Below are 21837 nucleotides of genomic sequence, written 5' to 3' on the forward strand. Positions count from 1 at the left end.
GCTTCCAGCGATGGGGGCCGCCATTGCCATACCTGGGCGTTAAGCTAGAGACATGACTTCCACTGAAACACTTCGCGCCGACGGGCGCACCAACGACCAGCTCCGCGACATCACCATCACCCGCGGCTGGTCCAAGCAGGCCGAAGGTTCGGCCCTGATCGAGTTCGGCAACACCCGTGTACTTTGCACCGCCTCCCTGACCCCCGGCGTGCCGCGCTGGCTCAAGGGCGAAGGCACCGGCTGGGTCACGGCCGAGTACGCCATGCTGCCGCGCGCCACGAACACCCGTAACTCCCGCGAATCCGTCAAGGGCAAGATTGGCGGCCGCACGCACGAGATCTCCCGCCTCATCGGCCGCTCCCTGCGCTCCATCATCGACACCAAGGCCCTGGGCGAGAACACCATTGTCCTGGATTGTGACGTCCTGCAGGCCGATGGCGGAACCCGCACCGCCGCGATCACCGGCGCCTACGTGGCCCTCGCCGACGCCATCGCCTTCGCCAAGGAAAACAAGCTGATCGCCAAGAACGCTCAGCCTTTGATCGACACTGTCTCGGCCATCTCCGTGGGCATCATCGACGGCATACCGATGTTGGATCTGCCCTATGTTGAAGACGTGCGTGCCGAGACCGACATGAACGTCGTCGTGACTGGCTCCGGCAAGTTCGTCGAGGTTCAGGGCACTGCCGAAGGCGCCCCTTTCGATCGTGACGAGCTCAACCAGCTCCTGGACCTGGCCCTGCTCGGCACCACGGAACTGAGCCGAATCCAGCGCGAAACCCTCGCCAGCTGATGGCCCCCAAGCTCATCCTCGCCACCCACAACCAGGGCAAGCTGAAGGAACTGCGCGAGTTGTTGCGCGGCCAGGTGCCGGGCCTTGACGTAGATACCGACGTGCTCGACGCCGGAGCCATCAATGCACCTGACGTCGCCGAAACGGGGGTCACCTTCGCCGAGAACGCACGACTGAAGGCACACGCCGTGGCACAGTTCAGTGGCGCCTTGGCCATTGCCGATGATTCAGGCCTGGCCGTTGATGTCCTTGGCGGTGCGCCCGGTATCTTCTCCGCTCGCTGGGCCGGACGTCACGGCGATGACAACGCAAACCTGGACTTGCTCCTGGCCCAGCTCTCCGACATCGCCGAAGAACACCGTGGAGCACGCTTTGTGTGTGCCGCCGCGCTTGCCAATGCCGAGGGCTCGCTGGATGTTGTTGAGGAGGGAACCCTTGAGGGAACCCTCCTGCACACTCCTCGCGGCGAGGGCGGATTTGGCTATGACCCCATCCTTCAACCGGTTGGCCTGGGAAAGTCTTGCGCGGAACTGACCAGCGCTGAGAAAAACGCCATTAGCCATCGTGGCAACGCCTTCCGGGCGCTGTTGCCGCACATCATCAAGGCGCTCTCGAACTAGTCCCCGGGGACAGGCTCGATCAGAGTACCGGCGCAAAAAGGCGACCCGCAGCAATAGCTGCGGGTCGCCGTCGTTTTTGGCGCAATCAGGCCTGAGGTGTCTTCTTCTTGCGGTGCGAGAGAGCCTTGAGGAGCTCGATGCCGATCGGGATGATCGACACCGCGACGATGGCAATGAAGATGATATCCAGGTTGTCGCGCACCCACGGCACCTTGTTGCCGAGGATGTAGCCGAGGTAGGTGACACCGCCAGCCCAGGCGACGGCGCCAATGGCGTTGAAGAGCAGGAACTTGCGCATGTCCATCTTGGCCACGCCCACAATCACTGGCACAAAGGTGCGCACGATGGGTACGAATCGGGCCAAGATCAGGGCCTTGCCGCCGTGCTTTTCAAAGAAGGCGTGGGCCGAATCGACGTGCTGCTTCTTGAACAGCCGCGATTCGGGTTTGTTGAAGATGGCGGGACCGGCCTTGTACCCGATGAAGTACCCCAGCTGGTTGCCGATGAACCCAGAGACGATCAACATGGCCATGAGGGCCCAAATGTTCACCGGCATGGAGCCCGTGCTGACCAGGAGGCCCGCCGTGAAGAGTAGTGAGTCGCCGGGCAGGAAGAAACCAACCAGCAAGCCGGTTTCGGCGAAGATGATGCCGCAGGCGAGGACAACCACCCAGGCGCCCATTGCCGGGTTGTCCAGGATCTTCATGGGATCGAGCCAGTCGGGCAGCAAGCCGAGGGAAGGAACGGCTCCGTGTCCCATGAGGGCAGGCAGGGCAGAGTCACTCAAAGCGGTAAGTATCACCCTCCAAGATTACGGTACTTAGCTGAACGCTTCCTCCACCCTGGGGAGGATATCGAGGGGTTGACACATTCTCCATTGCTTATATGGTTAGTTACATGAGTAATGAACCAATGAGGCGAGCGAAGACCTCCACTATCGGGATGCCGGGGGTGGCCGCGTGATAGATGACAGCAAGCCGATCTTTGTGCAGATCGCCGAAATGGTGGAGAACGACATTGTTGACGGAATCCTGGTCGAAGAAGCCCAAGTTCCCTCCACCAACGAATTCGCAGCCTTCCACAGGATCAACCCGGCCACCGCCGCCAAGGGCGTCAACCGGCTAGTTGACGATGGAATCCTTTACAAGAAACGGGGTATTGGCATGTTTGTTGCCACCGGAGCCCGGGGCGTCCTGCTGGGCAGGCGCCGGGATGACTTTTACGAACAATTCGTCCGTCCGCTGGCACAGGAGGCACGCAAGTTGGGGATTGACAACGAGCAGCTGCTGGCCATGATGGCGCGCGAGTCCAGGATGGATGCCGCCACGATCGGCAATTCAGCAGAACCGGAGAAAGAAGGAGCGCTATGAGCAAGCCAATTGTCCAAGTAAGCAACGTCTCCCGCGTCTATCGGGACATCACGGCCCTCGACGGTGTCAGCCTGACCCTGGAGCAGGACAAGATTTACGGACTACTGGGCCGCAACGGCGCCGGCAAGACAACGCTGATGTCCATCTTGACGGCACAAGGCTTCGCCAGTTCCGGCGAGGTGCGGGTTTTCGGAGAACAGCCCTATGAAAATGAGAGCGTTCTAAGCCGAATCTGCTTCATCAGGGAATCTCAAAAGTATCCTGACGATTTCAAGCCCATGCACGCATTCAAAGCGGCAGCACTGTTTTACAAGAATTGGGATCAGGACTTTGCTGCACAATTGGCGCTGGAGTTTGCCCTTCCCATGAAGCGCCGGATCAAGAAGCTCTCCCGTGGCCAGCTTTCGGCAGTTGGCGTGATCATCGGGCTGGCCTCGAGGGCCGAGCTGACGTTCTTCGATGAACCGTATTTGGGCCTGGATGCCGTTGCCCGGCAACTGTTCTATGACAGGTTGTTGACCGATTACGCGCAGTTCCCGCGCACCATTGTCTTGTCCTCGCACCTGATCGATGAGGTGGCCAATTTACTCGAGCACGTCATCATCATCGACAACGGCCGCATCTTGGTTGATGACGATGCCGAGAACATCCGTGGCTCCGCTGTCACCATTGCCGGTATCGGCGCCCAGGTGGAGTCCTTTGCAGCCGGGCGCACTGTCCTGCACCGGGAGAGCCTGGGAGCGTTGCTTTCGCTCACTCTCGACGGTGCCCTCAGCGCCGCCGAACGCCGCGAAGCGCAGGATCTGGGCCTGGAGTTGAGGCCGGTTTCCCTGCAACAAATCGTCATTAGAAAAACGCTCGACGCCGGAGCTTCCTTGGGCAACGACAGTTCGCTGCCGAAAACCCAAGACCCGGTGACCAAGAAGACCCGGATGGGAGCATCACGATGAACCGCGCACTAGGAGTTGCCAAAATGCAGCTCATCAACAAATGGACATTTCTGGGCATACCTGCACTGATCCTGGTGTCCACCTTTGCCATGACCATGGCCATCTGGGCGATGCTGCCGGATTCTGCCGCAGAAGGGGTGAAATATTCCGGAGCCGGGCAGGCAATCATGTGGTACTTCTTTGGTCTTGGCATCCAATCCCTAACCTTGAGTTTCCCTTTCTCGCAGGGACTAAGCATCAGCCGCAGGAACTTTTTCCTCGGAACCGTGGGCCTGTTCACAGTGGTGGCAGCTGTTGTCGCCGGCCTTTATGTTGTCCTGGGCGTTATTGAGACCGCCACGCAGGGCTGGGGCCTGAACGGGCGCATGTTTGCGTTGCAGTGGGTTGCCGATCAGCCGTGGTTCATTCAAATCTTCTTTTACTTCATCCTCATGATGTTCTTGTTCCTGCTGGGTTTTTGGTCAGCCACGCTATACAAGCGCTGGCAGGCCACAGGCTTGTTGGTGACCGGGATTGTCCTTGCCGTGGTGATCGTGGCGATGATTGCCCTCATCACCGTGCTGGACGGGTGGACGGGCGTGGGCAGCTGGATCCTCACGCTCACCCCAGCGACAACAGGGCTGATTGCCCTGGCACTTTCTGCGGCACTGGGGTTGGGAGCCTTCCTCACCTTGCGCCGCGCGACGCCATAGGGTTGGACAGTCCAGTGCACCATGTGAGATCCGGCTCGTGATGCGCCCCGGTGGAGCGCGCGGGGGTAGCCTTGAATGGTGGCTTTGGACTTTACAGCAATCGATTTTGAGACCGCCAACGGATTTCGGGGTTCCCCCTGCTCCGTCGGTTTGACGAAGGTTCGGGGCGGGGTGATCGTCGATGAGGGCTACTGGCTCATGCGCCCGCCGGAGGGTCACGACCACTTCGACTCCCGCAACATCACCATTCACAACATCACCCCGGATGACGTTGCCGCCTCGCCGCGTTTCGCCCAGGTCTTTCCCGAGGTTCAGGCCTTCATTGGCTCCGATGCCCTCGTGGCGCACAATGCGGCCTTCGACATTGGTGTGATCCGCTCCGCCTCGGAAGTCTCGGGAATGCCGGCCCCCGCCTACGACTATGCCTGCACCGTGGTGCTCTCGCGCAAGAACTATTCGCTGCCGTCCTATTCGCTGCCATTCGTTGCTGAGGCCGCCGGAGTGCCCCTGAAGAACCACCACGACGCTACCGAAGATGCCCGGGCCTGTGCCGGAATCATGCTGGATATTGCAGCCAAGCACGGCGCGGATTCGGTCCACGACGTCTTTGCCGCCATGAAGTTGCCCATGCCCCACATTGACGCGTACAACCCGGAGACGGATGCCATGTCCAAGGCGACGCGCTCGGCGTTGGAGAAGATGGCGGAAATGAAGTCCGGAGTGTCCAACCCAACCGCACGGGGCGGCCGCTCCAGTTGGTCAACCGAGGGCCCCAACCCGGTGCCAAACGTCCACGCCGACATGTCCCACCCGCTATTTGGACAGACCATCGTTTTTACGGGCGATCTGGGTTTGGGCCGTCCCGAGGCCAAGGTCCGGGCCGCCAGTCACGGAGCACAATGCGCCAGCAGCGTCACGCTGAAAACCACTGTGCTGGTGGTGGGCAGCGGATTCGCGGCCTCTGACCTGCGCAATGGCAGGCTCACCTCCAAGGCTGCGCGCGTGCTGGAACTACAGCGCCGCGGCCAAGGCATCGAGGTGCTCTCCGAGGGCGAATTCATGCAGATGGTTGGCTAAGACTTTTCTGGCGGGAGCCAGGTGCAGGCGCCTAAGATGCAGGCATGGCCCATCCCAAGATGTACTCCGACGAAGATCCGCTCCTGCAGAGACTGCGGAGCGTGAGCTTGGCGTTTCCGGAGGCCACGGAGAAGGAAGCTTTTGGCCGGCCAACATTTAGGTGCGGGAGGATCTTTGCCTACTATGGGCAAGGGCAAACGGGCCACCCCCGGCCGGCGTCCATTCAGGTTCTTCCGGAAGCCGATGAACGTGCAGCCTTGCTGGCGGATCTGCGTTTTTACATCCCGTCCTACATTGGATCGTATGGGTGGGTGGGACTGGATCTGAGTGCCGACGTACCGGATTGGCAGGAAATCGCGGAGCTTCTGGACAGCTCCTACCGCAGGATCGCCCCACCACGGTGCCTTGCAATATTGGACCGGGACGGTTCGCCCGCAGATCGCCGCGGCTGAGGCCGCGGTTTTAGTCATTCTGCGCAACAATCCTTTAGATCTCCCGGGACCCGGTCTTACCCTGAACCATGACCCAATTCACCAGCAACCACCCAGTAGCCACTGAATTCATCCAGGCTCCACGGCAGGGCGTCCTGAAACGGGTCTTTGCGTTCCCCAATCCGGTCAACGATCACGCCGCAAGGTTCACGGCCGGCATTGTTGTTGTTCTGGCACTTGTTTCACTCCTCGGGCAGCTGCCGTGGCTGGTAGGTCTCATCGCCGGCGGCTTCGTGCTGCGCCTTGCCTTTGGCCCTCGAATCTCTCCGGCTGCGCTGCTCTCAGTAAAGGTTCTTGCCCCGCTAGTGGGAGATCCGAAGCTGGTTCCCGGCCCGCCCAAGCGCTTTGCCCAAGGGATCGGCGCCGCCTTGTCCATCGCGGCCTTCGTGTTGCTGGTGACCGGCGGTTCGCTGCCCGGCTGGACGCTCATGGTGCTCTTGGTTGTGGCAGCCTCGCTGGAGGCCTTCATCGGTCTCTGCCTTGGCTGCGCCATCTTCGCGTTCCTCATGCGCCGCGGCGTCATCCCTGCCGGGATTTGCGAGGAATGCGCCAACATCGGCCTGCGCAAGAGCTAATCCCCGGAGGATCCAGCGGCCACCAGTCTCTTAGTGCCCCGTGGTGAGCTTGATGAACTCCGCTCCAAGATGCCGAATCAGCGCCGGTGCCTCGGCCATGGTCAACCACGACGGCGGCAGGGCAGCTTCCCCGTAGAACGCACCGAGGATGTTCCCGGCGACGGACGCCGTGGAATCGCTGTCGCCGCCATGATTGGCGGCCAGCCTGATTGCCGCCAGAAAATGATCAACAGGCGAAACCGCTCCGCGGGCTGTGGCCAGAACACAGTACATCCCAACTGCCAACGCTTCTTCAGCCACCCAACCCAGCCCCAGCGCATCGGTGAGGGCATCGCCATTCAATGGGTCGGCGTCGTTCGCGGAAAGTCTCAAGGCAGCTTCCAGCCGGGCCAACAGCTCTGGATCGGCGGCCGGCTCGGCAACGGCGCGGTCCCGGGCCGAGGCCGCAGCCTCCTGCAATCCCAACCCGCCCATCACCAAGGCATGGATGAGCCAGCTGAAGGCGCCCGAACTCTGGCGTGCGGCGGGATGGCCATGGGTCAGGGAAGCGGCATCGGAACTGATTTTGTAAATGGTCTCCGCCTCAATGTTGGGCAGTAGACCATACGGGGCTGACCGCATGACGGTGCCGCAACCCTTGGAATCGAGATTCACAGGGCGGAAAACGGTGCCCATTTCACCTGTTGCAAGACCTGTCATGCAGGCATTGCCCGGGTGCCGCTGATGATGCAGCACGCTCTGATGATCGATCCAGCGTGCGGACTGTGCCGGTGCGTGCTCCGCGGCAGCGAAGTCCTGAGTCTTGAGCCAGCGCAGGTAAGCAAGCCACTGGCAGGCGTTGATGTCCGCGCTGACACCGTTGTTGGCCCATTCCAACACATCCAAGAGCCCATCCAGGGTGTAGAGGGTCATCTGGGTGTCGTCGGAGAAGTGCGCGGCACCGACAGCCTGCGACAGATCGACCAACAAGGCAGGGCCGTACTTGGCAGCAATGTCAGCAAGCGAATCAAACTCCACCAGATAGCCGAAGGCGTCACCCAGTGCACCGCCCATCAGCGTGCCCTGGACTCGGGTAGCAAAATCGGCCGGGGGAGTGTTGACGGTTCCTGCAACTGTAGTCATGCAGTCCAATTTACCGTTCCCGGAGAGCACTCTGGTGCCCAGTAGACTCGTAGCCGAACCTGCCACCACCAGAGCATTGAGGAGACCCATGCGCGAACCAGCTTGGCGAAGAACCGGCAAGACCCCCGATTACCGGTTTTCGCTAGCCAATGAGCGCACCTTCCTCGCCTGGGTACGCACTGCGTTGGCCCTCTTGGCTGGTGCCGTGGCGATCGACCAACTGGCCCCGGAGATTGCGCCGCCGCTCATTCGCATCATCCTGTGCATGATCTTGGCTGTCATTGGCGCCGTGCTTGCCGTTGTGAGCTACCGGCGCTGGGCCCACCAGGAACAAGCCATGCGCAACGACGCCGAATTGCCGCACTCCTGGCTCATGTTGGGGATGACGGTGATTGTCTCCCTCGCGGCGATCGTGTTCGCCGTCCTGATCCTCGTCAGGCCCTGACATGGCGGGCCCTACGAGCGGCGGTCCCGGAGCCGGCCCGGACGGCGATTCCGAACGTGACCCTGGCTTGCAGCCGGAACGCACGGCCCTGGCCTGGCGCCGAACCATCCTCAGCGCCGTCATCGCCGACATTCTTATCTGGCGTGGCTGGATTCATGCGCTCGCCGGTGGCACGAGTGACGCCCTCATAGCCACCGAAGATTCGGCCCAGGTGATCGGCCTGGGAATCTGCGCCGTGATCGCCTGCCTGACCACGATCGTCCTGGTGTTCTGCGCCGTGGGCCGGATTCGGCTGCTCCATGCCGGTGTGGGGCGGCTGGATCACAGTGCCCAGATGGCAGTTCCGGCTCTTATGTTACGTACAGCATCGGCCGCTATAGTGGCTCTGGCTGTGGCCACCGTGTGCGCTTTGGCACTGGGTTTTTAGTAACCCGCCACGCCCCACAATTTTTCTTTTCATTTGCAACCGAAGGATTCACACACCATGACTTCATCCGGAACGGCCACGGCCCCGGTGCAGGCCTACCCGCTCAGTACCCGCGTCGCGATCGAGGGTTTGGGCAGCTTCTTCATTGTGTTTGCCGGACTGGGCACTGCACTTTTCAACTCCACCGGCTCGGCCGCGACGATTGGCTTCGCCTACGGTCTGGCCATGGTGGCGGCCATCGTCTCCTTCGGACACATCTCCAACGGTTTCTTCAACCCCGCATTCTCACTGGGTATGGCCGTGGTCGGCCGACTGAAGTTCTCCGCAATGGCGCTGTACATTGTTGCCCAGACCATCGGTGCCGTGCTGGCCTCCGTGGTGTGGCTGTCCATGATGAAGGTTATGCCAGCCGGTGCCACGCCCGAGACGCCGGCGCTCTTCGGCGCACTTGCAAATGGCTTTGATGCCCATTCCCCGTCCCAGGTGCCCATGGTGGGCGTGTTGATCGTGGAAGTTGTTGCCGTTGCCGTGCTGACAGCCATGGTTCTGGGCATCACCTCCGTCCGGAACAAGACAACCCTGGGACCGGTGGCAATTGGTGTGGCCTTTGCCGTCGCCGTGGCCATCACGATGCCGCTGAGCAATGGTTCGCTGAACCCGGCCCGCGCTACCTCCGTAGTGTTCCTGGCGGAATCCTGGGCCGCCGGCCAGCTGTGGCTGTTCTGGCTTGCCCCCTTGGTGGGTGCAGCGCTCGCCGCCGCGATCTACCGTTCCTTCGTGCCGTCCGCTGCTGCCGCTGAACTGACGGACGACGCCGAGGCCTCCTCCGGCGATACCGTTGGCGCCGTTTCTTCCGAGGCTGCTTCTTCGGAAGATGTCGTGACTGGCGCATCCGCCGGCGAGACGGTTGCAGCACCGGTTCCGGCGTCGGGCGTTAAGAGCGAACCGGCACGCGTGGACGATGCGCAGGCCTTCTTCGACGGCACCAAGAAGTAACTTCTTCACTGGTTCAAGGGCCCTTCTCGCGATGCGCGGGAGGGGCCCTTGGCGTTAACCGGGGTCCGCCGCGGTCCGTGAATGTCGGCACCCTCCTATAGCGTGGAACCATGAAGTTACTTCACACCTCGGACTGGCATTTGGGCCGGTCGTTCCACGGCGTGGGCACCCTCGACGCCCAGCGCCGCTTCGCAGGCCAGCTCGTGGATACTGTCATTGCTGAAAACGTTGACGTGGTGCTGCTGGCCGGGGACGTTTACGACAGGGCCCTGCCCAATGTTGACGTTGTCAAGCTTTTTGACGACATGCTGGCACGGCTTACTGCGCTGGGTACCAAGGTGATCATCACGAGCGGCAACCATGATTCCGCCACCCGTTTGGGCTTCGCCGGGCGCGTCATGGAAGCCGCCGGAGTCTACCTGCGCACCCGTATTGCGGACCTTGACACGCCAGTGGTTCTGCCCCTCACCGAGGATGGCAACGGCCCGGTGCTTGCCATCTACGGGATCCCTTTTCTTGAGCCCCGCATTGTTGCCGATGAGCTCGGCGTGGATCAGGCCAGCCATTTCACCGTGACCGAGGCGGCGGTGACCCGCATCCGTGCCGATCTGGCCACCCGGGCCGAGGGCAGCCACGCAGTGGTGTTGGCACACACCTTTGCCAGCGGCGGCATCACCTCGGCCAGCGAACGCGAGCTCGCCATTGGCGGTGTAGGTGCCGTACCCGTTGACCTCTTTGAGGGCTTTGCCTACGCCGCGCTGGGGCACCTGCATGGGCGCCAACAACTGCGCCCCAACGTGCGGTATTCGGGCTCTCCTCTGCCTTATTCCTTCTCGGAGGCCAACCACACCAAGGGTGGCTGGCTCGTTGAGGTTACCGAAGCTGGTCTGGGCCAGGTGCGGGCCGTGGACTGGCCAGGCGAAAGGGCGTTGTCGCTGGTGCGTGGAAAACTCGAGGATCTCCTCATCGATCCGCAATTCTCCGCGGCCGAAGATAGCTATTGCCAAATCACGCTGACAGACGATTCCCGCCCGGCCAACGCCATGGAGCGCCTGCGCGCCCGCTTCCCACACACCCTCGTGCTCATCTTTGAGCCGGAGAACGTGCGCGATGGCGCCGCTCAAAGTTACAGCCAGCGCGTTTCCGGAGCCGTGGACGAGCTCGATTTGTGCTGTGGATTCCTGGACCACGTCCGCCAGCGCCCTGCCACTGAACCGGAAACGGCCGTTCTCCGCGAAACTCTCGCCGCGGTCCACGCGGAGGTGGCGGCACGATGAGGATCCACCGCCTTGAAATTCAAGCCTTTGGGCCCTTTGCCGGCCGTGAAGTTGTTGACTTCGACGTTCTTGGATCCCAGGGTCTCTTCCTGCTCAACGGGTCAACGGGGGCCGGGAAGACCAGCGTTCTGGATGCCATCGCCTACGCGTTTTACGGCCAGGTGCCCGGTGCCAGGCAGGGCTCGGTCCGGCGGCTGCGCAGCCACCACGCGGAGCCCGGGATGGGGCCGGAGGTCATGTGTGAATTTACGGCAGGTGGCCGCCGTCTTGAAGTGACCCGCAGCCCAGAATGGCTGCGCCCCGTGAAACGCGGCACGGGCACCACACGAGAAAACGCCAGCACAGCCTTGCGCGAACGGGTCGACGGCGTCTGGGTGGCGCTGTCACAGCGTAATGACGAGGCCGCCAGCGAAATTCAGCGCCTGCTGGGTATGAACATGGCGCAGTTCACCAAGGTGGTGCTCCTGGCCCAGGGAGAATTCGCGGCCTTCCTGCGCGCCGACGCCAAGGACCGCCAGGAACTCCTGGAGAAACTCTTCGGCACCGAGGTCTACAAGGATCTGGAAATTCATTTGGCGGCGGCGGCCAAGGACGCCCAAGCCGGGGTCACCGCCGGCGTCGCCGAACTCGTGGCGCTTGAACAAGTGGCCCGGAGCCAAGCCGCAGGCGTCCTGCCAGCGGCCAGCGAAGGCGCGGACAGCGAAGAACCAGGGGATCCGGAGCCTTCGGAGGCGGAGACCACCGGAGCCGGGCTCTTCCCCTGGCTGGAAGCCGAACTTGCCGTGGCCGTCGAACAGGCCCAATCCGAACGAGGGCACCTGAATGGGTTGCTCGAGGAAAGCCAACAGGCCTTGAGCGCAGCCCAGGACCGCAAGAGCAGGCACGACGCTTTGGAATCGGCGCTGCGTGAACAGGCCCGTCTGGCGGAGCGGGCCCCGCAGGTGGCCGCCTGGGACACCCAATTGAGCCGCCACCACAAAGCGGAGGTCCTCGCCGGAAGCGTCAAGGCCGACCACGGCGCCGGAGCGGAACTGATCAAGGCAGAGTCGAAGGCTGCGGAAGCGCTGGCACAGCTTTCCCAAGATGAATTGGCCTCCCGTACCGTCACGGCGGTTGGTGCCACAGGCGCAGCAACCAAGACGCTGCCGGCTTCTCAGGCCCAGCCCGGTATCACCGAACTGGAATCCGTTGAGAGGATCCTCAGCGGGCAGGAGGCCACGGTTGCCCAGATACTGCCGCAGGAACTAAGGCTCGTTGCCGTTGACGCCGAACTGATCCGTGGCGAGGAGCAGCTGTTGGCGGCCCAACAAGATGTTGCCAAACTCGAGGTGGCGCAGTCCCGTGGCAAGGAACAACTGACCGAGCTCAAGGAAAAGCTGGGGGTGTTGCGGGCGAAGACCGTGTCACTGGAAAAAGCCAGCCAGCAGCTTGCCGAGTCCACAGCCCAGCTGGCGAGCATCGAGGCGCACACGGCACAACTTGTTGTGGTGGAGACGGCCCACGGTCTTGACCTGGCCGCGCGTGAAAACGTGGTGAACGCCAAGCAGCTGTGGCTGGGCGCCGTTGAGCATCGCCTGGCCCTGGCAGCAGGGGAGCTGGCTGCGGGACTGGTCGATGGCGAGCCCTGCATGGTGTGTGGCAGCACCATCCACCCGGCTCCTTCGCCGCTGGCCGGCTCGGGTGCCGACGCCGTCCGGGCCGAGAAGAAAGCCAAGGACGCGCTCACATCGCTGGAAAAAGCTGCGGTCGAGGCCGCAGCAACGCTCGTAAAAGAACGCCAGTGGCTGGCAGTCCTGGTTGAGCGCGGTGGAGACGGTGTTCGCCACGAGGCTGCCGCCGCCGTCGAACGGTGTACAGCGGCTTTGGCGGCGGCCACCGACGATGCCGCACGGCTTCAAGAGTGGGAAGCGGAGCAAGGACGGCTGGAGACGGACATTGCCGCGTCCTGGACCGTGTTGCTGACCGCCAAGGAGTCCGTGGCGTCGCTGCTCGCAGGAAACTCGGCACTCGTCAAGGAAAGCACCCAATTGTCGGCGGGGCTTCAGGAAGCCAGAGATGGCTATGCAACATTGAGCCTGCGCCAGCAAGCTGTTGCCACGGCGTTGGCCGCCACCACCGGCGCCCTCGCTGCACTCAGGCGCAAGGTTTCAGCGCTGCAATCCAGGGATGACGCGGCCGCCACTTTGCAAGAAGCCCTGCAGCTCAGCGACTTTGCGACGTCGGCGGACGTCGAGGAAAGCCTCATGGCCGCACCCGCTGTCGCCGCCGCCAAGGCCAATCTCGATGACCATGCCAGGGTGCAGACGCTCCTTGCCGCGGCGCTGGAATCGGACCAGGTGGGTGCGGCCCGGCGAGAATCGGAACAGGGCCTTGGCGCCCCCGATCCTGAAACGCTTTTGGCACTGGAACGCTCACTTCTGGAACACCGGAAAGCCCGTGAGGATGCTGGCCTGCGTTTCTCGCTGGCAGAGAACGCCTTGGCCCGGGTTCGCATCACGCACGCCGAGCATGCCGCCAAGGAACTTTCGGTGGCGCCCCTGCGAGACCATGCAAACATGGTGTCCGGGTTGGCGGATGCCGCCCGCGGTGGGGGAGACAACCAGCTGAAGATGACCCTGACGAGCTACGTCCTTGCCGCCCGCCTCGAGCAAGTCGCGGAGGCAGCCTCGCTGCGGCTCTCCACCATGAGCGGGGACCGCTACTCCCTGACACACAGCGATGCGAAGGCCGGCGGGAACAAGAAATCCGGTCTGGGTCTGGCCGTGGTGGATGGCTGGACGCAGCTGAGCCGGGACACCTCAACGCTCTCTGGTGGCGAATCGTTCATGGCCTCCTTGTCCTTGGCGCTGGGGCTGGCAGATGTGGTCCAGCAGGAGTCCGGCGGCCTCGACATTGAGACCTTGTTCGTTGATGAGGGCTTCGGTTCGCTGGATGAGGAATCGCTGGATCAGGTCATGGACGCCCTCGAGGGCCTTCGCGACGGCGGGCGGATGGTGGGTCTGGTCAGCCACGTGGCGGATATGAAATCGCGCATTCCACTTCACCTGCATGTGGTCAAGGGGCGGACCGGTTCCACCCTGCGCGTAGGGGAGTCCGTCTAGTTCCCGCCCGAGCCGAAGCCCACTAGACTGGAAGGGTATTTGGGTTCGGTGTGCCGGGAGGAGGGACGGTGCACACGTACTTTGAGCTGACCGGATACACATGACATCCTCATATTCCTCCCTTCCAGAAGCACCCTTCCCCGACGCGCCTTCCAGCGACAGCGCTGAGGGCGCCGCCGCCAAGAAGAGCACGAGCCGCTACGGCATGCTGCCCCGCCTGGCCGGAAAGAGCTACATTCCCCTGGGCTTGTTTGCCCGAGTGCCGCTGGCCATGCTGACCATTGGGGTCTTGACCCTCGTCACGGCTGTGAGCGCTTCCTACGCAATTGGCGGCTATGCCGCCGGTGCCGTGGGCGTGGGTGCGGCCATCGGTGCACCCTTGGTGGGTTACCTTGCAGACCGTTTCGGGCAAAAACGCATCCTGCTGGTGTCCGCCGTGGCAAACGCCGTGCTCGTGTGCGGCGTCGTCGCCATGGCCTACAGCATTGGCGAGTTCACCGTCTCAGCCACCGTGGCCATGCTGAGCATCGCCCTGCTGGCCGGCGCCAGTTCACCCCAAGTAGGGCCGTTGTCGCGCGTGCGATGGATGGCGCTGAGCAAGAAACTGCCCAAGAAGCAACAGGGTCCCCTGGTTGACACGGCCTTGTCCCTGGAGGGCACGGCAGATGAGGTGACCTTCGTGCTGGGCCCGGCCCTCGTTGGCCTGTTGGCTTCCCTCGCAGCGCCCTGGCTTCCCCTGGTTCTGGCAGCAGCCATGACGCTCACGCTGGTGACACTCTTTGCCATCCACCCCACCCAGGCCGCTGTTGGCGCGCGCCAAAACTCGGTGACGGGCAATGCCGGCTACGTCGCCGCCGAACCCATCAAGTGGCTGCGAGTTGCCGTCCCGGTGCTGGGAATGGTCTTCATGGGCACGTTCTTCGGATCCTCCCAGACGGCATTGACGGCGTTCACCGGAGTCCACGGCTCGGTAGACCAGGCCGGGCTCATGTACGCCGTAATGGGCGCCAGCTCCGCCGTCGCCGCGCTCTCGGTGGCCTATTGGCCTGCCGCGTTTAGCCACGCCTGGCGCTGGGTTCTGACGGCTGCCCTGATGGCCGCCGGAACCATGGCGTTCCTGCTGCCTGAGTCCTTGGGATCCATGATTATTGTCTTGCTGCTGGTGGGAATTCCAGTGGGTCCCACCATGGTGACCATTTTCAGCGTAGGAAGCGTCATTGCCCCGCCGCAATGGATGGGCACCGTCATGACTGCCTTGGCCAGTGGGATCGTGGCTGGCACGGCGCTTGGTTCCTCGATTGCCGGGTCACTGGCCCAAACCGTGGGATATCACACGGCTTTCATTGTTCCCATTGTCGCCGCAAGCGCCCTCCTGGTGCTGGGCCTGGTAGCCGCCTTGCTGCTTCGCAGGACGAACAAAACCAACTAGCCGGCCAGGAAGGCGATGGCTGCGTCCTTGAACTCCCGTGAGGTAACAGCATTGTTGTGAGTGCGTCCGGGAATGACATACTGTTCCGCCTTGCCGTTGAGCTGGGCGAGCAGGTCCATGCTGCGGGCTCGCTCGTCCAGGTCACCGGCCACAAGCAAGATGGGCATTTTGGGAACGGCGTCGGCCGGCTCAAAGGGTTCGAGCTTGATGGCCTGAATCAAGGCCAGCAGGGCGAAAATGTCATTGCTGGGAATGAGTTGGGCCATCTCCAACAACCAGCGGGTGGATTCATCTGCAATGGGGGTGCCGTCGTTGAGGAATGTTTGTGCCGCGTTGAGGTCAAATTCGGCCAGCGGATCCCTGGGGTTCGGGCCTCCGAGCACCATCTTGCGTACCAACTCCGGCTGGGTTGCGCCAAATTCCCAGGCCAACCGGGAGCCAAGCGAATATCCGATTAAATCGACTCCGGAGCCAAGATCGCCGGCTTGCAGCGGCCGGACGCCTTGATCAGTCAGGATTTGAAGCAGGTCTGCACGGATTTTCCCGGGCGTATATGAATCAAGATCGTAGGGTGCCGTGCTCTGCCCATGACCCGGAAGGTCTACCGAAAGCACCCGACGCCCTGCCCTGTTGAGTGCCGCAACCCAGCCGCTCTTGATCCAGTTCAACTCAATGGATGAGGCAAATCCATGGATCAGGAAGACTGGCGGCAATTGTGCGGGGACGTCGGCATCGAAGACTGCCACGTTCAGCCCTGTGCTGGCACCCTCAACAGAATGCGAGGCGCTGGGTGTGGAGTTTTTCCCTTGAACAGACATGACTCCTCTTTCCCGCGGCGGCAGGTGCCGCCGTCGTAGGTCCAGAGTAGCGAAAACTCCTTGTGGACGGTGAATGGCATGCGCGCCGTTGAGCACACCATTCCCCTGAGAGGTTAGTCACATTAATCACCGGATGCAATCTGTGTCCAGTTAGCGCGTTCCTTGGCGGCGCTGCAGCCGTTGGATCAGAGCGCAGACGACGGCGATGCCCGCCACGAGCGTGAACGTTCCGAACAGCTGGCCCCGGCTGGCCTCTTCGAAGAAGCCCACCGCGAAGATTGCGGCAAGCAGCACCAGCCCGAAGATGGTCAACGCGGGAAAGGCCTTCATGCGAAGGGGCAGGACCGTGCCGTCGCGGTCGGCGCGGCGCCGCAGAATCAGCTGCGAGACCAGGGCGATGCCCCAAACAATCAGGCACGTGGAGCCCACCAGATTCAGCAGGGCGTCCAGGACTTGATTGGGGAACAGCAGTTCCAGCACCACGGCGGCAAAGCCGAAGCTGACCGATACAGCCACGGCAGCCAAGGGAACCTGACGCGAGGTGGTGCGGGAAAAGACGCGGGGAGCCTCGCCCCGCTCTGCCAGGGAGTAGACCATGCGTGAGGCGCCATAGAGATTGGCGTTCAGGGCCGAGAGGAGCGCGGCTACGGCTACCAAGGTGATCGCTGTTCCTGCCCATTGGATGCCAGCGACGTTGAGCACGGCCGCGAATGGAGACTCGAGATCCGCAGAGGTCCAGGGCAGCACCGCGGCAATGACAAAAATGGAGCCGATGTAAAACACCAGGATGCGCCAGACCACGGTGCGCACGGCAATGGCAACGCTCCGCTTGGGATCGGCGGTCTCGGCAGCGGCCACCGCCACAATTTCGGTTCCTCCGAAGGCAAACACCACAACAAAGAGCCCTGTGGCAATTCCCGACAAACCATTCGGGGCAAAGCCGCCATTGTTGACAAGGTTGCCCAGCCCCGGTGACTGCGCACCGGGCAGCCAGCCCAGCAGGAGCAGCGCGCCAAAGACGAGGAACAAGACAATTGCGCCGACCTTCAGGAGGGCGAACCAAAATTCAAATTCTCCGTAATTCTTCACGCTGGTCAGGTTGATCGCCGTGAACACCACCATGAAGATCAACGTCAACGCCCAAACGGGAATGACAGGCCAAACACTCACCAGCAGTGCGGCGGCGCCGAGTGCCTCGGCAGCAATGACCACCACCAGCTGAAGCCACCACAGCCAGCCCACCGTGGAACCGGCCACGGGGCCCATGGCCTTTTGCGCATAGACGGAGAAGGCTCCGGAATTGGGGTTGGCGGCAGCCATTTCACCCAGGGCCCACATGACCAGGATGATCAAGGTGCCGGCGGCGAGGTAGGAAATGAGGACGGCGGGCCCGGCTACGGCCAGGCCTTTCCCCGAACCGAGAAACAGCCCAGCCCCGATGGCGCTGCCAAGCCCCATCATGGTCAGTTGTCGCTGTTTGAGGGAATGCCCCAGTCCACTTGTTGACGGTGGCTTGCTGGTATCTGCTAGTGGCAGGGAGCTCATGGAGGGGAATGCCTTCTTCGTGATCCGGGCCGGGTAAGCCCGGAGGGGTGTGCTGTGACTTCGTCTTCCCCCACACGCATTATCCACCAAGGCCCGCGGTGGCCCAAAGTTGGGTGCGGGGTTGCGATGCCGGCTACGACGCCGCGGTGCCGAGGGGAATAACCAGCGGGCTTCCGGTCACAGGGTCCTCGATAACGATATTTGGCAGGTCAAAGACCCGCTCGACCAGTTCTGCCGTGATGATCTCCCGGGGATGGCCCTCGGCCAGGACTTGCCCGTCCTTCATGGCGATAATGTGCGTTGCGTACCTCGCCGCGTGGTTGAGATCGTGCAGCACCGCCACGAGGGTGCGACCATCTTGGTTGAGCGCACGAAAGAGTTCCAGCAATTCGATTTGATGGGCGATGTCCAGGAATGTGGTGGGTTCATCCAGGAGCAAAACAGAGGTCTGTTGGGCGAGGGCCATGGCTACCCAAACGCGTTGGCGCTGACCCCCGAGAGCTCCTCGACCAGGCGGGTGGACAGGCTGGTGGTGTTGGTCGCTGCGAGAGCTTCGGCGACGGCGGTGGCATCCGCCTTGGACCATTGCCGAACCAGGTTTTGGTAGGGATACCGGCCGCGGGCCACCAGATCTGCCACGGTAATGCCACTTGGTGCAATGGAGGATTGGGGCAGCAGCCCCAGCTCCCGGGCGAGCTGCTTGGAGGGGTAGTCGGCGATCTTCTTGCCGTCCAGGAGGATCTGCCCCGCGGCGGGCGACAGCAGGTTGGACAACCCGCGCAGGAGGGTGGATTTTCCGCACGCATTCGGGCCAACGATGACGGTGAAGGAGCCGTCTGGGATGCGAACGGTGAGGTTGTCCGAAATTGTCCGCTGGGCGTAGCCGAGGGTGACTGCTTCTGCTGCCAGCCGTGCGTCGGCGGGCAGCTGGACGGCCGGGGTGGATTCAGGGGTCATGGTGTTTCCTTTGTGCTTCATGGGATGCTCATGCCCGCTTGCGAATCTCGGCAATGATGGCCCAGACCAGATAGGCGCCGCCGACCACCACGGTGACGACACCGACGGGAAGCGGGTGCGGCAAAAGGTGTTGGGCAATGAAGTCCGAGCCCAGCAAGATGGCTCCGCCAGCCAGGGCCGACAGCACCAACGGCAGATAGGGTGTGCGGGCTGCGCGTTGCGCTATTTGTGGAGCGGCAAGGGCCACGAAGGCCACGGGTCCGGCGACGGCGGTTGCCACGCACACGAGCCCCACTCCGATCAAGATGGCAAACAGGCGAACCCTGCCCAGCCGGAGGCCCAGGGCAGCGGCGGCGTCGTCCCCGAGGTCGAGTTGCCGCAGTGCCGGGGCAAGGGTTGCGATGGCAACGAACAAAACAAGGATGGCCAGCGCCGCTCCGTTGACCTGCTCCGGTGTCACGGCATTGAGGGTGCCGGCGCCCCAAGCCGAGGCAAACATGGCTGTTTCCAGCTCAACTTGCAGCAGGATCCAGGTGTTTACCGATGCCAGCATGGCCGAGATGGCAATGCCGACAATGATGAAGCGGAACCCTTGGATCCCGCCCCGGTAGGAAATCATGTAAATGGCCAGGGCCGCCAGCACCCCGCCCGCCACGGCTCCGGTGGCCATGAGCGCCCAGGAGGTGCCAAACGCCAGCACAGTCAGCAGCATTCCCGTGAAGGCGCCGTGGGACAGGCCCACGATGTCGGGGCTGGCGAGGGGGTTGCGTGTCAAGGTCTGGAAGATGGCTCCGGAGACGGCCAGGGCGCCACCCAAAAGGATTGCGGAGAGGATGCGCGGGAGCCGCCAGTCCAGAACCACGGTGCGGGCCAGGCCGTCGTCCGAGCCGTTGAGGACCGCGATGACCTGGGCCAGGGTCAGTTCGTAGTCGCCGTTCATGAGCGCGGCCGCGGCCAGGACAATGATGAACAGCGCGAAGCCGACTGCCACGAGCACGGCTCGCAGGTGCAGCACCGTGTGGAAACCATCGCTGCCAAGGACTAGGCGGCGGTACCCGAACTGGACGTCAGGAGGGGTGGACGCGGTGGCGGCCTTCGAGGGTGTCACAGCGTGCTGGCCTTTCTGCGCCGCACCAGAATGATCAACACGGGGGCGCCGAGGAATGCCGTGACAATCCCGACAGGCATTTCGCCGGGCCGTATCAGCAGCCGCCCCAGAATGTCCGAGAGCAGCAAGAGTGTGGGTGCTAGAAGGATGGAGGCGGCGATGATGATGCGCTGGTCAGGGCCAAACAGCCAGCGGACAACGTGCGGGATCATCAGGCCGACAAAGGAGATGGGCCCGGCGATGGCGGTTGCGGATCCGGCCAGCAGTGTTCCGGCGATGATGACCACCACCCGCACCCGCACCACGTTCACGCCTTGTGCCCGGGCCACATCCTCGCCCAGGGCGATGGAGTTCAGCCCCGGGGCGATGGCGAGCGCCAGCAGCAGGCCCACGGCGATGAAAGGCAGCACCGGCATCAGGATGTCAAAGCCGCGGCCCAGGAGGGTTCCGGCGTTCCAGCTGCGCATTTGGTCGAAGGCTTCCGGATTGCTCAGCGTCATGCCGGTGGTGATTCCGGACAACACTGCGGCGATCGCCACACCAGCCAACGTGAGCCGGATGGGGTCGGCCGCGCCGCGGCCGGAGGAGCCGATGATGTAGACGGCAACCGTGACGAGCAGTGCGCCGGCAAAGGCCAGCCAGACGTAGCCGGAAACCGAGGTAATGCCCAGGAAGGCAACACCCAGGGCCACGAAGAACGCCGCCCCGGCATTGACGCCCAGGATGCCAGGATCGGCCAGGGGATTGCGGGTGAACGCCTGGATCAGCGCCCCCGAAACTCCCAGTGCCGCGCCAACGAACAAACCCGCAACCGTCCGGGGAACCCGCAGCTCCCACAGGACATAGCGGGACTCGGCGTCGCCGCCGCCGGCGAGCGTTTCAACAATGCGGCCCAGACCCAGGGTATTGGCGCCCAGGGCCAGGGACAGCACCACGGAGAGCGCCAGCAAGCCCACCAGGACGGGCACCGCGAGGATGCGCGCCCTGGTGGGCTGCGGGGAACTGGTGCCGGCTGTGTCGGCGGTGGCTAATTCCATGTTGGGGTTACTGTGCATCCTGGAGGATGCGTTCGATGTCGTCGAGGACGGCGTTGCCACCCAGGGGGCCGACGCCGGATACCCAGTAGGACGTATCAACGAGTTTGACCTCGGGGAACGATGCCGCGTTGTCCCGTATTGGGGCGGGGATGGTTCCCGGGTCGTTGACGTCAGTGGTGGTGACGAAGACGTAGTCGGCCTTGGCTTCCAGAATTCGTTCCGGGGAAATGTCTACGGAGATCGACTTTTCCCAGTCGCGGTCAGGAATGCTCAGCCCCGTGCATTCCAGCGTGCTGCCTGCAAATGAGGTGGGCCCGTACAGGCTCAGCACGCTCTCATCGCGTGGGCGGACCAGCTGGGCCGTGACGCCGTCGACCTTGAATTTGGAAGCTATGGAGGTGCAGCGGTCTTTGTAGGTGCCCAACAGCTCCTTGGCCTTGGCTTCTTGGTTGAGGGCATTGCCGACCAGGACTACGTTGTCCTGCCAAGGATCGGCCTGGGAGGCCATGAAGACTGTTGGGGCGATGTCGCTGAGCTGCTTGTACAAGGCCGAGTGGCGTGACTCCGTGCCGAGGATCAGGTCCGGATGCAATGCCGCGATCTTTTCCAGGCTGGGTTCGGGCACGGTGCCCACAGATTCAATGGCAGCGGCTGCCTCGCCCAGGTAGGCCGGGACACCCTTGACATTGCTTGCCACGGCTGCGCCAACCGGGGTAACGCCCAACGCCACGGCGGTGTCCAGCTGGACCGGCTCCAGGACGACAACGCGCTTGGGTGCGCCAGGCACGGCTGCCGTTCCGCGTGCGTGTTCAACGTTGTGGGTTGCCGAAGTTGATGAGGACGACGCCGGCGCGGACTGGCCCGTGCCACAGGACGCAAGGCCGAGGGCAATGAGGGCCGTAGCGGCGATCACGCGCAGGCGGGCAGCGCTGTGTGAGCGGGTTGTGCTGGTGGGCATGGGGAGTCCTTCGAAAATGGTGGGACGGTGATTGTGCATCGCGGGCGGC

Annotated in this window: 21 protein-coding genes and 1 pseudogene; 14 read left to right on the top strand and 8 right to left on the bottom strand. The window is 62.9% G+C overall.

The genetic code is table 11. The features are described 5' to 3' along the window. Positions 1 to 52 precede the first annotated feature (52 nt). Both rph and rdgB read left to right on the top strand, forming a co-directional pair. The gene (rph, locus tag BLV41_RS01715; protein ID WP_074710000.1) at positions 53 to 793 is read left to right on the top strand and encodes a ribonuclease PH; all 741 of its coding nucleotides are present in this window, start codon (positions 53 to 55) and stop codon (positions 791 to 793) included. Further along, a complete protein-coding gene (gene rdgB / locus BLV41_RS01720) occupies positions 793 to 1413 on the top strand; it encodes an RdgB/HAM1 family non-canonical purine NTP pyrophosphatase (RefSeq protein WP_074710003.1) in 621 nt (206 codons plus the stop codon). Before rph ends, rdgB begins: the two co-directional genes overlap by 1 nt. A gap of 85 nt (positions 1414 to 1498) precedes the next feature. Here the strand turns inward: rdgB and BLV41_RS01725 are convergent, their stop codons facing one another. Next, the gene (locus BLV41_RS01725) at positions 1499 to 2200 is read right to left on the bottom strand and encodes a DedA family protein (RefSeq protein WP_083360541.1); all 702 of its coding nucleotides are present in this window, start codon (positions 2198 to 2200) and stop codon (positions 1499 to 1501) included. Positions 2201 to 2372: 172 nt separating this feature from the next. On the opposite strand from BLV41_RS01725, the gene BLV41_RS01730 reads away from it, so the two are divergent. The 6 genes from BLV41_RS01730 to BLV41_RS01755 all read left to right on the top strand — a co-directional run bounded on the left by BLV41_RS01730 (position 2373) and on the right by BLV41_RS01755 (position 6568). Further along, the gene (locus tag BLV41_RS01730) at positions 2373 to 2783 is read left to right on the top strand and encodes a GntR family transcriptional regulator (protein ID WP_244516693.1); all 411 of its coding nucleotides are present in this window, start codon (positions 2373 to 2375) and stop codon (positions 2781 to 2783) included. Next, positions 2780 to 3733 (top strand): ABC transporter ATP-binding protein, encoded by a 954-nt coding sequence (locus BLV41_RS01735; protein ID WP_074710009.1) that lies wholly within the window; start codon positions 2780 to 2782, stop codon positions 3731 to 3733. The genes BLV41_RS01730 and BLV41_RS01735 overlap by 4 nt, the downstream gene beginning before the upstream one ends. Continuing rightward, on the top strand, positions 3730 to 4425 hold the full coding sequence (locus BLV41_RS01740; protein ID WP_074710012.1) for a hypothetical protein: 696 nt from the start codon (positions 3730 to 3732) through the stop codon (positions 4423 to 4425). Before BLV41_RS01735 ends, BLV41_RS01740 begins: the two co-directional genes overlap by 4 nt. Before the next feature lie 78 nt (positions 4426 to 4503). Next, positions 4504 to 5502 (top strand): 3'-5' exonuclease, encoded by a 999-nt coding sequence (locus tag BLV41_RS01745; RefSeq protein ID WP_074713033.1) that lies wholly within the window; start codon positions 4504 to 4506, stop codon positions 5500 to 5502. Between the two features lie 44 nt (positions 5503 to 5546). Beyond that, complete coding sequence (locus BLV41_RS01750) at positions 5547 to 5954, top strand: MmcQ/YjbR family DNA-binding protein (protein WP_074710015.1); 408 nt, start codon at positions 5547 to 5549, stop codon at positions 5952 to 5954. 68 nt (positions 5955 to 6022) lie between these two features. Beyond that, positions 6023 to 6568 carry a DUF4395 domain-containing protein gene (locus BLV41_RS01755; RefSeq protein ID WP_083360542.1) on the top strand — a complete coding sequence of 182 codons (546 nt, stop codon included), beginning with the start codon at positions 6023 to 6025 and terminating at the stop codon, positions 6566 to 6568. Positions 6569 to 6598: 30 nt separating this feature from the next. Here BLV41_RS01755 and BLV41_RS01760 read toward each other — a convergent pair whose 3' ends face one another. After that, on the bottom strand, positions 6599 to 7690 hold the full coding sequence (locus BLV41_RS01760; protein ID WP_074710018.1) for an ADP-ribosylglycohydrolase family protein: 1092 nt from the start codon (positions 7688 to 7690) through the stop codon (positions 6599 to 6601). Between the two features lie 88 nt (positions 7691 to 7778). On the opposite strand from BLV41_RS01760, the gene BLV41_RS01765 reads away from it, so the two are divergent. The 6 genes from BLV41_RS01765 (at position 7779) to BLV41_RS01790 (ending at position 15365) form a co-directional block, all read left to right on the top strand. Further along, positions 7779 to 8135 (top strand): YidH family protein, encoded by a 357-nt coding sequence (locus BLV41_RS01765; protein WP_044571556.1) that lies wholly within the window; start codon positions 7779 to 7781, stop codon positions 8133 to 8135. A 1-nt stretch (position 8136) separates the two neighbouring features. Next, positions 8137 to 8562: a DUF202 domain-containing protein gene (locus tag BLV41_RS01770; protein WP_083360543.1), complete on the top strand. Its 426-nt coding sequence runs from the start codon at positions 8137 to 8139 to the stop codon at positions 8560 to 8562. 57 nt (positions 8563 to 8619) lie between these two features. Continuing rightward, a complete protein-coding gene (locus BLV41_RS01775; protein ID WP_074710021.1) occupies positions 8620 to 9558 on the top strand; it encodes an aquaporin in 939 nt (312 codons plus the stop codon). A 110-nt stretch (positions 9559 to 9668) separates the two neighbouring features. Further along, complete coding sequence (locus BLV41_RS01780; RefSeq protein WP_074710023.1) at positions 9669 to 10835, top strand: exonuclease SbcCD subunit D; 1167 nt, start codon at positions 9669 to 9671, stop codon at positions 10833 to 10835. Further along, on the top strand, positions 10832 to 13936 hold the full coding sequence (locus tag BLV41_RS01785; RefSeq protein WP_074710026.1) for an AAA family ATPase: 3105 nt from the start codon (positions 10832 to 10834) through the stop codon (positions 13934 to 13936). The genes BLV41_RS01780 and BLV41_RS01785 overlap by 4 nt, the downstream gene beginning before the upstream one ends. 100 nt (positions 13937 to 14036) lie before the next feature. Continuing rightward, a complete protein-coding gene (locus tag BLV41_RS01790; RefSeq protein WP_074710029.1) occupies positions 14037 to 15365 on the top strand; it encodes an MFS transporter in 1329 nt (442 codons plus the stop codon). On the opposite strand, the gene BLV41_RS01795 is transcribed toward BLV41_RS01790, so the two are convergent. The 6 genes and pseudogenes from BLV41_RS01795 to BLV41_RS01820 form a co-directional block, all read right to left on the bottom strand. Then, positions 15362 to 16183, bottom strand: coding sequence for an alpha/beta fold hydrolase (locus BLV41_RS01795; RefSeq protein WP_074710033.1), 822 nt, complete (start codon positions 16181 to 16183; stop codon positions 15362 to 15364). The genes BLV41_RS01790 and BLV41_RS01795 overlap by 4 nt on opposite strands. A 150-nt stretch (positions 16184 to 16333) precedes the next feature. Further along, positions 16334 to 17728 carry an amino acid permease gene (locus tag BLV41_RS01800; RefSeq protein WP_074710036.1) on the bottom strand — a complete coding sequence of 465 codons (1395 nt, stop codon included), beginning with the start codon at positions 17726 to 17728 and terminating at the stop codon, positions 16334 to 16336. Between the two features lie 133 nt (positions 17729 to 17861). Then, positions 17862 to 18685, bottom strand: a pseudogene (locus BLV41_RS01805) (ABC transporter ATP-binding protein). 28 nt (positions 18686 to 18713) lie between these two features. After that, complete coding sequence (locus tag BLV41_RS01810) at positions 18714 to 19793, bottom strand: FecCD family ABC transporter permease (RefSeq protein ID WP_074710039.1); 1080 nt, start codon at positions 19791 to 19793, stop codon at positions 18714 to 18716. Then, on the bottom strand, positions 19790 to 20830 hold the full coding sequence (locus BLV41_RS01815; RefSeq protein ID WP_139244178.1) for a FecCD family ABC transporter permease: 1041 nt from the start codon (positions 20828 to 20830) through the stop codon (positions 19790 to 19792). Before BLV41_RS01815 ends, BLV41_RS01810 begins: the two co-directional genes overlap by 4 nt. Before the next feature lie 7 nt (positions 20831 to 20837). After that, entirely contained in the window at positions 20838 to 21788 is a 951-nt protein-coding gene (locus tag BLV41_RS01820; RefSeq protein WP_074710042.1) for an ABC transporter substrate-binding protein, read from the bottom strand. Positions 21789 to 21837: the final 49 nt, after the last annotated feature.

It is taken from the genome of Arthrobacter alpinus (assembly GCF_900105965.1).
Classification (GTDB): Bacteria; Actinomycetota; Actinomycetes; order Actinomycetales; family Micrococcaceae; genus Specibacter; species Specibacter alpinus.

Coding starts and splice junctions, on each gene's coding strand:
- rph (WP_074710000.1), top strand. CDS start 53: ATGACTTCCACTGAAACACTTCGCGCCGACGGGCGCACCAACGACCAG.
- rdgB (WP_074710003.1), top strand. CDS start 793: ATGGCCCCCAAGCTCATCCTCGCCACCCACAACCAGGGCAAGCTGAAG.
- BLV41_RS01735 (WP_074710009.1), top strand. CDS start 2,780: ATGAGCAAGCCAATTGTCCAAGTAAGCAACGTCTCCCGCGTCTATCGG.
- BLV41_RS01740 (WP_074710012.1), top strand. CDS start 3,730: ATGAACCGCGCACTAGGAGTTGCCAAAATGCAGCTCATCAACAAATGG.
- BLV41_RS01750 (WP_074710015.1), top strand. CDS start 5,547: ATGGCCCATCCCAAGATGTACTCCGACGAAGATCCGCTCCTGCAGAGA.
- BLV41_RS01755 (WP_083360542.1), top strand. CDS start 6,023: ATGACCCAATTCACCAGCAACCACCCAGTAGCCACTGAATTCATCCAG.
- BLV41_RS01760 (WP_074710018.1), bottom strand. CDS start 7,690: ATGACTACAGTTGCAGGAACCGTCAACACTCCCCCGGCCGATTTTGCT.
- BLV41_RS01765 (WP_044571556.1), top strand. CDS start 7,779: ATGCGCGAACCAGCTTGGCGAAGAACCGGCAAGACCCCCGATTACCGG.
- BLV41_RS01770 (WP_083360543.1), top strand. CDS start 8,137: ATGGCGGGCCCTACGAGCGGCGGTCCCGGAGCCGGCCCGGACGGCGAT.
- BLV41_RS01775 (WP_074710021.1), top strand. CDS start 8,620: ATGACTTCATCCGGAACGGCCACGGCCCCGGTGCAGGCCTACCCGCTC.
- BLV41_RS01780 (WP_074710023.1), top strand. CDS start 9,669: ATGAAGTTACTTCACACCTCGGACTGGCATTTGGGCCGGTCGTTCCAC.
- BLV41_RS01785 (WP_074710026.1), top strand. CDS start 10,832: ATGAGGATCCACCGCCTTGAAATTCAAGCCTTTGGGCCCTTTGCCGGC.
- BLV41_RS01790 (WP_074710029.1), top strand. CDS start 14,037: ATGACATCCTCATATTCCTCCCTTCCAGAAGCACCCTTCCCCGACGCG.
- BLV41_RS01795 (WP_074710033.1), bottom strand. CDS start 16,183: ATGTCTGTTCAAGGGAAAAACTCCACACCCAGCGCCTCGCATTCTGTT.
- BLV41_RS01800 (WP_074710036.1), bottom strand. CDS start 17,728: ATGAGCTCCCTGCCACTAGCAGATACCAGCAAGCCACCGTCAACAAGT.
- BLV41_RS01815 (WP_139244178.1), bottom strand. CDS start 20,830: ATGGAATTAGCCACCGCCGACACAGCCGGCACCAGTTCCCCGCAGCCC.
- BLV41_RS01820 (WP_074710042.1), bottom strand. CDS start 21,788: ATGCCCACCAGCACAACCCGCTCACACAGCGCTGCCCGCCTGCGCGTG.